General features: G+C 73.5%; 13 protein-coding genes. 9 read left to right on the top strand and 4 right to left on the bottom strand.

Annotation, left to right across the window (positions count from 1 at the left end):
• Positions 1-66 precede the first annotated feature (66 nt).
• Positions 67-429 (bottom strand): hypothetical protein, encoded by a 363-nt coding sequence (locus WD794_10870; protein MEX2290814.1) that lies wholly within the window; start codon positions 427-429, stop codon positions 67-69.
• Positions 430-606: 177 nt separating this feature from the next.
• Here WD794_10870 and WD794_10865 point away from each other — a divergent pair, with 177 nt between their 5' ends.
• From WD794_10865 to WD794_10855, 3 genes are all read left to right on the top strand, one after another.
• Complete coding sequence (locus WD794_10865) at positions 607-1,134, top strand: helix-turn-helix domain-containing protein (GenBank protein ID MEX2290813.1); 528 nt, start codon at positions 607-609, stop codon at positions 1,132-1,134.
• 52 nt (positions 1,135-1,186) lie between these two features.
• Positions 1,187-1,699, top strand: a complete 513-nt coding sequence (locus WD794_10860) for a hypothetical protein (protein MEX2290812.1) — start codon at positions 1,187-1,189, stop codon at positions 1,697-1,699.
• A 152-nt stretch (positions 1,700-1,851) separates the two neighbouring features.
• On the top strand, positions 1,852-2,145 hold the full coding sequence (locus tag WD794_10855; protein MEX2290811.1) for a DUF2516 family protein: 294 nt from the start codon (positions 1,852-1,854) through the stop codon (positions 2,143-2,145).
• A 32-nt stretch (positions 2,146-2,177) separates the two neighbouring features.
• Here WD794_10855 and WD794_10850 read toward each other — a convergent pair whose 3' ends face one another.
• Positions 2,178-2,429, bottom strand: coding sequence for a hypothetical protein (locus WD794_10850; GenBank protein MEX2290810.1), 252 nt, complete (start codon positions 2,427-2,429; stop codon positions 2,178-2,180).
• Between the two features lie 232 nt (positions 2,430-2,661).
• Here WD794_10850 and WD794_10845 point away from each other — a divergent pair, with 232 nt between their 5' ends.
• Positions 2,662-3,084 (top strand): SsgA family sporulation/cell division regulator, encoded by a 423-nt coding sequence (locus WD794_10845; GenBank protein MEX2290809.1) that lies wholly within the window; start codon positions 2,662-2,664, stop codon positions 3,082-3,084.
• Here WD794_10845 and WD794_10840 read toward each other — a convergent pair.
• Positions 3,006-3,881, bottom strand: a complete 876-nt coding sequence (locus tag WD794_10840) for a class I SAM-dependent methyltransferase (protein MEX2290808.1) — start codon at positions 3,879-3,881, stop codon at positions 3,006-3,008. The genes WD794_10845 and WD794_10840 overlap by 79 nt on opposite strands.
• Positions 3,882-3,888: 7 nt before the next feature.
• The gene (locus WD794_10835) at positions 3,889-4,620 is read right to left on the bottom strand and encodes an SDR family NAD(P)-dependent oxidoreductase (protein MEX2290807.1); all 732 of its coding nucleotides are present in this window, start codon (positions 4,618-4,620) and stop codon (positions 3,889-3,891) included.
• 109 nt (positions 4,621-4,729) lie between these two features.
• On the opposite strand from WD794_10835, the gene mshA reads away from it, so the two are divergent.
• From mshA to WD794_10810, 5 genes are all read left to right on the top strand, one after another.
• Positions 4,730-6,034, top strand: coding sequence for a D-inositol-3-phosphate glycosyltransferase (gene mshA, locus WD794_10830; GenBank protein MEX2290806.1), 1,305 nt, complete (start codon positions 4,730-4,732; stop codon positions 6,032-6,034).
• Between the two features lie 24 nt (positions 6,035-6,058).
• Positions 6,059-6,547, top strand: a complete 489-nt coding sequence (locus tag WD794_10825; GenBank protein MEX2290805.1) for a YbjN domain-containing protein — start codon at positions 6,059-6,061, stop codon at positions 6,545-6,547.
• Between the two features lie 52 nt (positions 6,548-6,599).
• Positions 6,600-7,343: a phosphoglyceromutase gene (locus WD794_10820; protein ID MEX2290804.1), complete on the top strand. Its 744-nt coding sequence runs from the start codon at positions 6,600-6,602 to the stop codon at positions 7,341-7,343.
• Positions 7,343-8,026, top strand: a complete 684-nt coding sequence (locus WD794_10815) for a DUF3105 domain-containing protein (GenBank protein MEX2290803.1) — start codon at positions 7,343-7,345, stop codon at positions 8,024-8,026. Before WD794_10820 ends, WD794_10815 begins: the two co-directional genes overlap by 1 nt.
• Positions 8,027-8,080: 54 nt before the next feature.
• A partial coding sequence (locus WD794_10810; protein MEX2290802.1) for a S8 family serine peptidase occupies positions 8,081-9,347 on the top strand: 1,267 nt, incomplete at its 3' end.

Here is a 9,347-nt window from a genome sequence, read left to right as displayed (position 1 = left end):
CGCTGACGACCGCCGCGAGCAGAACAAGCGCTCCAAGCACGAGCACCACCCATGCCGTCAGCCGCTTCACGTTCGCCTCATCCGGCGACGCCAACGCTGGCCGGCGACCGCACCGAGTTGCCGTACCGGGTGCGGATCGAACACCGCGTCGATCAGCGCAGCCTCGGCCTCGCCCGGGTAGCCGCCGCGGAACGTCGGCCACGGCTGAGAGATCTGCGCCGCGACGTGCGCCGTGAGCCTGTATCGATCGGCGGCGTAGAACGAGGAGACCGGAACGTTGTTGTGGTACCTCCATGCCTTCAGCAGTCTGGCGAGCTTCTTGGCGCCCCCGCTGATGCCGCTCTGGCGGTTGATCTCATTCACCCAGTCGATGTGCTCCGCAGGGACGCTCATGATCCAACCGGTGGCGGCGCCGGGGATGTCGTACACGTACGGGTCGCCGTCGCTGCGGTTGCGAAGGAGCGCCGGCACGATCTCCCACCGCAACTGCTCAGACCCTGCGCTGTGACCGACCTCACGACTCTCCGCTAGCAGGAGTGCTTGCAGTTGCTAGCACCGGCGCCTAGGGTCGAGGCACAGCGACGGCAGCGAGCGGAAGGAGTCCCCATGGTCGGCATCGACGTCCGCCAGCTCGGTGACTACATCCGTGAGCAGCGCAGTGCCAGCGACATCTCGCTGCGCCAACTGGCCAAGCTCGCCGGCGTGAGCAACCCCTACCTCAGCCAGATCGAGCGGGGGCTGCGCAAGCCCAGCGCCGAGATCCTGCAGCAGATCGCGAAGGCGCTGCGCATCTCGGCCGAGGCGCTCTACGTCCAGGCCGGCATCCTCGAACAGCGGGCGGGCAGCGGGGTCGTTCCCGATGCCGTCCTGAGCGACGAGGGGCTGACCGAGCGCCAGAAGCAGGTGCTGCTCGAGATCTACGACAGCTTCCGCAAGGAGAACGCGGCAGCGGTTCCACCGGTCGCGAACGACATCGCCGTCTCGGTCGTGACGGCGACCTCCCTTCCGGACGGGTTGAGCACCAGTTCCGCGTCCGACACCCCGCGGGCCCGGACCAGCCGCAGGCGCGGAGCAGCCCGTACGGCACCCGGCCCTACTGCGCCCGAGGACGACGCCGCGCCGACCGCCGGCTAGGCCGCCGCACCACCCCGAGCACGTCACCCCACCCCTCACCAGGAGGCACCGCATGTCCGTTTCCCCGTCCGCCCCGAAGGCCACCGCCGACGTCGACAAGACCGGCAGCACCGTCACCGGTCGCTTCACGCTGAAGAACCTGCCGACCTTCGACGTCGCCGAGGCCAGCAAGCCGCTGTTCGCGTTCGTCGGTGTCGCCGACTTGGCGTTCGAGCAGGCCAAGGATGTCCCGGCCCTGTACGTCGCCGAGGTCAAGAAGGTCCAGGGGCGCATCGCCGAGGTCCCGGCCCAGGTCAAGGCGCTGCCGACCCAGGTCAAGACGCTGCGCGGCGAGGTCGAGACCCGCGTCGAGAAGGTCACTGGGAAGGCGAGCGACTTCTACGCCCAGCTGACCGTGCGCGGCGAGCGCCTGGTCACCCAGATCCGCCGCCAGCCGGCCACCGAGGCTGCCATCGCGGAGGGCAAGGAGGCCGTGCGCAAGGCCGAGGCCGCCGCGGTCGCCGCCAAGAAGTCGGCCAAGGCCGGCGAGAAGGCGGTCGGCGACGCCGGCGCCAAGATCGGCTAGTTCTTCCGCAGCTCGGCACGACCCTCAGCACCCGCGACCCCCGGCAGCCCTCGAGGCCCGGGGGTCGCGTGCATGCCGGTCCCGCGAGTGGTCGGGGGCTGCGTGGATGTCCGGGGGTCGCGTGCGCGGCCGCGGTAGGCAAGACTGGACCGATGATCGACCTTTTCGGTACGTCGGAGCTGCTCCTGGTCGCGCTCGGGCTGGGCGCCTTGGGCCTCAAGCTGTGGGCGCTGGTCGACGCCGCCACCCGTCCCGGCTCGGCGTTCGCGGCGACCGGGAAGCTCAGCAAGCCCCTCTGGATCGTGATCCTGGCCGCCGCCGTCCTGCTCGGTGGCCTGAACGTCCTCGGGCTGCTCAGCCTGATCGGCCTGATCGCCGCGATCGTCTACCTCGTGGACGTCCGTCCGGCCGTGCGCGAGCTGCGGCCCGGGGGTCCGTGGGGCTGACCGTCGGATGGACCGGCGGCGGCTGACTGGCGCTACCGGCCGCCGGGCGCCGGGTTGTGCTGCAGCTCCGGCGCGACGTCGCCGGCCGGCTCCTGCCCGACATGGATGAAGACCAGCGCGTCCTCCGCATTGCCGGCGACCTGCCCGGTCTCACCGTTCGCCTCGTAGACCTCGACCAGGCCGGGAGCATCGCTCGCGGCCAGCAGCCGGCGGACGCCTTCCTGCACGGTCGTGGACTCTCCATCGCGGACCCCGCCGCGCAGCACCACCAGCTCATCCGCCATGCCGGCAGGCCTACCCCCCGTCCCTGTCGAGGAAAACGGGGCGCCCGGGCTCGGGCGAGGCACCGGCAGAGGAGGCAGGCTCACGCCTGGCCCGCCCGGGTCCGCCCGGACATGTCCCCATCTGCGCGTCACCCGACCGGTGGACGTCCCGCCGGCCCCGTCACCACCCTGCGGGCGGGTCGTTGCTCGGGGTGTTCCCGCAGGTCCGCCTCTGCCCGGAAGGCCACATCAGATGACCCGGAGTGCCACCGTACGCACCGAGCTCGAGCTGCGCCTGGTCGTCCCGGGAGGTCCCTGTCTGCCGGTGCTCGCCGACCTGCGCTACGCCGCCGACGACCCCTGGGCGGTGCGGGTGGCCTTCCAGACCGGCGGCGAGGGCGACGGCATCGTGGAGTGGATGTTCGCCCGCCAGCTGCTCACCGACGGGATCGCCGGCACGGTGGGTGAGGGCGACGTCCGCGTCTGGCCCGGGCTGGCCGGTGGGGTGCGGGTGATCAACCTGGCGATGGCCTCGCCCTCGGGCTCGGCACTGTTCGAGATCGACCGCAACGCGCTCGTGGAGTTCCTCCAGCAGACCTACCTCGTCGTGCCCACCGGCCTCGAGGGCGACCGGATCGACGTGGACGCCGAGCTCGCGCTGCTGCTCGCCGACTGACAGGCCGGCGCGACCGTGGCCCAGGCGACGGTGAGTTCGCCCAGCCGGGTCCGCCGCAGGTCGGCGCCGGGCCAGTCCAGCGCGCCGCACGCGGCAACCCAGCGGGCGCGCGGTCCGAAGACCGCCTGCGGCGCGGCCCGGTCCCAGGCGGTGTCGAGCGCGGTGAGCAGGGCGTGCACCCGCTCGCCGGGCACGTTGCGGTGGATCAGCGCCTTGGGGAGGCGTTCGGCGAGCTGGGAGGGCCGCTCCAGCGTCGGCAGGTGCGCCGAGATCGTCAGCGTCCGCGGCCCCTCGGCACCCAGGGCCACCCAGGCCGCGCGCCGGCCGAGCTCGTCGCAGGTCCCCTCGACCAGCAGCCCACCCGGCGCCAGCCCCGCGCGCAGCGTGCTCCACGCCTCGCGCGCAGCCTCCTCGTCGTACTGCCGGAGAACGTTGAGGGCGCGGACCACCAGCGGGCGCAGCCCGGCCAGCTCGAAGCCGCCGCGGCGGAAGATCAGTCCCGCTCGCTCGGCGGGGCGGGCAGCCGCCACCCGCTCCGGGTCGATCTCCAGGCCGACCACCTCGACGTCCGGCCGGACTGTACGCAGCCGGCCGAACAACTCGACCGTGGTGACGGCTGAGGCGCCGTAGCCGAGGTCGACCACGATCGGCGGATCCGGCGCCGTACGCAGCAGGTCGCCGTGCGCGCCGGTGAGCCACCGGTCGACGCGTCGCAGCCGGTTCGGCCCGGTCGTGCCGCGGGTGGCCAGACCGAGCGCGCGGGCCCGGCCGGCGGCATACCGCTTCACCCGCGCCATGGCGGTCTCAGCGCCGGACGAGCTTGTGCACCGCCGCCTGCTGCTGGGGCGTGAGCTGTACCAGGTCGATGTTCACGTGCGCGGGCCGCGACGCCACCCACACGATCGCGTCCGCGACGTCGGCGGCGCTCAGCGTCTCCACCCCGGCGTAGACCGCGGCGGCCTTCTCGGCGTCCCCTTCGAAGCGGACCAGCGAGAACTCTTCCGTCTCGACCATCCCCGGCGCCACTTCGCTCACCCGTACGCCGCAGTCGACCAGCTCGAGGCGCAGCGTGTCGCGTAGCGCGGCCAGCGCGTGTTTGGCGGCGACGTATCCGCCGCCCCCCTCGTACACCCAACGACCGGCTGTGGAACCGGTCAGCACCACGTGGCCGCGGGACCGCCGCAGCGCCGGCAGCAGGGCCTGGACGGCCCGCACGGTGCCGAGGACGTTCACGTCGTAGGTCCGTGCCCAGGTGTCCACCTCGGCCTCGGCCAGCGGGGCCAGGTCGAAGGCGCCACCGGCGTTGGCCACCAGCAGGTCACACTCGGCCACCGCGTCGCCCAGCTCCTGCACCGAGCGGGGATCGGCCACGTCCAGCTGGTGCGGGCGGATCGCCGCGTGTTCGGCGGCGAGGGCGTCGAGCCGGTCCAGCCGCCGGGCGGCGGCCACGACGGACCAGCCCTCGGCGGCCAGCCGGCGCGCCGTCTCGGCCCCGATCCCGCTGCTGGCTCCCGTGATGACCGCCGTCCGCTGCATGGTGGGGAAGTCTGCCCTGCCCGCCGCTGTTGAGCGGGCGCGGGGCAGACTGCTCCTCGACAGGGAGGTGCACAGCGTGACGTCCAGGCCGAATCCCACCGCCGCTACCGTGCGGTCGGTCCGGCCGCGGCGCGTCGCGGTGCTGTCCGTGCACACCTCGCCGCTCGAGCAGCCGGGGACCGGTGACGCCGGCGGCATGAACGTCTACGTCGTCGAGACCAGCAAACGGCTGGCCGACCTCGGAGTCGAGGTCGAGGTCTTCACCCGCGCCACCCGTAGCGACCTGCCGCCGGTCGTCGAGCTGGCGCCCGGTGTCACCGTCCGGCACGTCACCGCCGGCCCGTTCGAGGGGTTGTCCAAGGAGGACCTGCCGGCCCAGCTGTGCGCGCTGACCTCCGGGGTGCTGCGGGCCGAGGCGGCGCACGAGGCGGGCTGGTACGACGTGGTGCACTCCCACTACTGGCTGTCCGGGCAGGTCGGCTGGCTCGCCACCGAGCGGTGGGGCGTACCGCTCGTGCACACCGCCCACACCCTCGCCAAGGTCAAGAACCTCTCGCTGGCCGACGGCGATGCCCCCGAGCCGCTGCGGCGGGTCGTGGGGGAGCAGCAGGTCGTCGAGGCCGCCGACCGGCTGGTCGCGAACACCGGCGACGAAGCCCGCCAGCTGGTCGACCTCTACGGTGCCGAGGCCGACCGCGTCGTCACCGTCGCCCCGGGCGTCGATCTCGAGCACTTCCGGCCCGGCGAGGCCACCGCCGCCCGCACCCGCCTGGGCGTCCCCCCGGACGCCGTGCTGCTGCTGTTCGTCGGGCGCATCCAGCCGCTCAAGGCGCCCGACGTCCTGCTCCACGCCGCCGCCCGGATGCTGGAGCAGGACGCCGCCGCCGGTTCGCCGGCCACCCGACCCCTCCGCGATCGCCTGGTCGTCGCCGTCGTCGGAGGGCCGAGCGGCACCGGGCTGCTCGAGCCGACCGCCCTGCAGGACCTCGCGCACACGCTCGGCATCGCCGACATCGTCCGCTTCGAGACGCCGCAGGGCGGCCACGCGCGCTCCGACCGGCTGCGGGACTGGTACGCCGCGGCGGACGTCGTGGCGGTCCCCAGCCACAACGAGTCGTTCGGCCTGGTGGCTTTGGAGGCGCAGGCCTGCGGCACCCCCGTCGTCGCCACGGACGTCGGCGGGCTGCGTACCACCGTCCGCAACGGGGCCTCCGGCCTGCTCGTGCGGGGGCACGGCGCCGACGCCTGGGCCGCGGCGCTGTCCCGCGCCGTCGCGGACCGGCCCCGGCTGTCCCGTGGCGCGACCGCGCACGCCGCCGGCTTCTCCTGGGCCCGGACTGCCGACGGCCTGCTCGCGACCTACCGCGACGCCCTCGCCGACCGGGTCGCGCTGCCGCTCGCCGTGGCCCGATGAGACCGTCCCGATGAGACCGGCCCGATGAGCGACCTGCACGGCACGATGCAGGCCGCCCTGGACGAGGCGGGCCTGGACTACAGCTCCCCCGGGCAGGGGCAGTTCTTCGTCGTGCTGCCCGGCACGCACAAGCTGGCCACGCACTGCTGGCTGGTCGCGGGCCAGCACGCACTGCTCGTGGAGGCGTTCGTCTGCCGCCGACCGGACGAGAACGCCGGCGAGTTCTACCGCTACCTGCTGCGCCGCAACGCCCGCCTCTACGGCGTGGCGTTCTCCGTCGACTCCGCCGGTGACGTCTACCTGGTGGGCCGGCTGCCGCTGCACTCGGTCACCGCCGACGAGATCGACCGGATCCTGGGATCGGTACTGCAGTACGCCGACGAGTCCTTCGACCCGCTGCTCGAGATCGGCTTCGCCGGCTCGATCCGGCGCGAGTGGGCCTGGCGGCAGAAAAACGGCGAGTCGACGGCCAACCTGCAGGCCTTCGCCAGGTTCGCCGATCCCGACCGCTGAGGACGGACGACCCCGCCGGGATGCCGGCCACCGGCGCTGAAAGACTGTGCGCATGGCGACCCTGGTGCTGCTCCGTCACGGCGAGAGCGAGTGGAACAAAAGAAATCTGTTCACCGGCTGGGTGGACGTCGACCTCACCGAGCTGGGTGAGGAGCAGGCCCGGCTCGGGGGCCTGGAGCTGAAGAAGGCCGAGCTGCTCCCGACGATCGTGCACACCTCGCTGATGACGCGGGCGATCCGCACCAGCAACATCGCGCTCGAGGCCTGCGAGCGCAACTGGATCCCTGTCGAGCGGCACTGGCGGCTCAACGAGCGGCACTACGGCGACCTGCAGGGCAAGGACAAGAAGGCCACCCTCGAGCAGTACGGCGAGGAGCAGTTCATGCGGTGGCGCCGGTCCTACGACACACCGCCGCCGAAGATCGAACCCGGGAGCGAGTGGGACGTCAGCTCCGACCCGCGGTACGCGCACCTGACGACCGACCTGGTGCCGCGGAGCGAGTGCCTCGCGGACGTGGTGCACCGGTTGCTGCCGTACTGGTACGACGCCATCGTGCCGGACCTGCAGGCGGGCGAGACGGTGCTGGTCGCCGCCCACGGGAACTCGCTGCGCGCCCTCGTGAAGCACCTCGACCGGTTGTCGGAGCAGGAGGTCCTGGAGCTCAACATCCCGACCGGGCAGCCGCTGCGCTACGACCTCGACGACGACATGCACCCGACCAACCCGGGCGGCACCTACCTCGACGAGCAGGCCGCGAAGGCGGCCGCCGAGGCCGTCGCGCGCCAGGGCCACTGATGGCCGGCAAGAAGAAGAAGCGGCCGACCGCGCCGCCGCCGCCGGTCCGGAGCAAGCCGCCGCGGGCGGCGGCCGCGCCGGCCGGTCCGAGCCGGCGGGAGCAGCAGCGGACTGCGCGCACGCAGGTCGAGCGGCGCGAGAGGTTGCGGCGCCGGCTGGGCACCGCCGGACTGGTGGTCGCCGTGGTGGCGGCGGTCGGCGCGTACGTCGTCCTCGACCGGCGGGCGGACGCCGAGCTGCGGGAGGTGCTGACCGCCGGCTCGTGCGATGTCGACCGCGAGACCGATCCGACCCGGGCGCAGGGGCAGAACCATGTGCCCACCCCGTCGTACCGCGTGAACCCGCCCGCCGGGGGCGACCACCTCGCGGGCGCCGCCCGTGGCGGGGTCTTCCGCGGTACGTCGGTGCCGGCCGATGGGCTGCTGGTCCACTCGCTCGAGCACGGGTACGTGATCGCTTGGCACCGGCCGGACCTGCCGGCCGAGCAGCTCGAGCAGCTCGTCGAGTTCGAGCGAGCACACGACGGTGACGTCATCGTCGCCGAGCGGGCGAGCCTGCCCGTGCCGGTCGCCGCGACGGCCTGGGGACACCGACTGCTGTGCCAGCAGGTGGAGCCCGACGTGCTGGAGCGCTTCTTCGACGAGCACGTCGGCAACGGCCCCGAGGACGTCGAGCGGGGTTAGCAGCATCACCCGACCAGCAGTCAAGGTCGGGCCTGGAGGTCCGATACCTGCTGCATGCATCTGACCCGCATGCTCTCCCGGCTCGCCTGCGCCTCTCTGCTCTGTGCCCTGCTCGGCACTCCCGCCGGTGCCGCCCTCGCCGCCGAGCCGGCCGGTCCGCCGGTCGAGGTCACAGCCATCGTCGAAGCGGCGGACGGGCGCTTGTCGTTCGTCACGCAGCGTGCGGCCTCCAGGCGCAGCGGCACCGACCTGGCCCGCCGGCTGGATGCGCGCCCGGACGTCGTGGCGGCCTCGCTCGAGCAGCCGGTCTACGCCGTCGGCAGCCCCGACCCGCTCCGGTCCCAGCAGTGGGGTCTGACCAGGCTGGCCGCCGAGCAGGTCTGGGCCGGCGGAACCGCGACCGGCCAGGTCGTGGCGGTCCTGGACACCGGCGTGGATGCCGCACACCCCGACCTGGCCGGCATCGTCGCGCCCGGACTGGACGTGGTGACCGCCACCGGCACGGCGACGATCGACCCGCACGGGCACGGCACGCACGTCGCCGGCGTCGTCGCCGCGATCGGGGAGAACGGCTTCGGCGGCGCCGGGCTCGGCCAGGGCGTGCGTGTCCTGCCGGTGCGGGTGCTGGACCAGAGCGGCGCCGGCACCGACGGTGACGTCGCCCGCGGCATGGTCTGGGCCGTCGACAACGGCGCCACCGTGCTCAACCTGTCGCTCGGCGGCCCGAACCCCAGCTCGCTGCTGACCTCGGCCGTGGAGTACGCGCTGGCCCGGGACGTGGTGGTGATCGCGGCGGCGGGTAACGCCGGCGCGAACGGCGACCCGGTGCTCTACCCGGCAGCCACGCGGGGCGTCATCGCCGTCGGCGCCGTCCGCAGCGACGACACCCGCCCGACCTGGTCCAGTACCGGGTCGCACCTGAGCCTGGCTGCGCCCGGCGTCGGCATCATGTCCACCGTCCCCGGTGGCGGTCACGCGTCCTGGTCGGGCACGAGCATGGCTGCCCCGTTCGTCGCGGCGGCCGCCGCCCTGGTGCGCGCCGGTGAGCCGTCCCTGGCCCCAGCCCAGTTGCGCAGCCGCCTGATGGCGACGGCCCGTGACCTCGGTGCACCGGGTCTGGACTCGCAGTACGGCGCCGGTCTGGTCGACGTCCTGGCCGCGCGCGCGGCGGGACTCCCGGCCGGAGCGCCGTCCGACGACACCTCCGACCAGCCGGTGGCGGAGCCGGTCAGCGAGCCGGTGGCCCCGGCTCCGGCTCCGGTGGCCCCGGCCCCGGCTCCGGTGGCCCCGGCTCCGGCTCCGGTCGCTCCCGCTCCGGTTC

This window comes from Mycobacteriales bacterium, from assembly GCA_040902655.1.
Lineage (GTDB): Bacteria > Actinomycetota > Actinomycetes > Mycobacteriales > SCTD01 > SCTD01.
The sequence above is the reverse complement of the archived record's forward strand: the minus strand, read 5'-3'. Positions and strand labels throughout refer to the sequence as shown.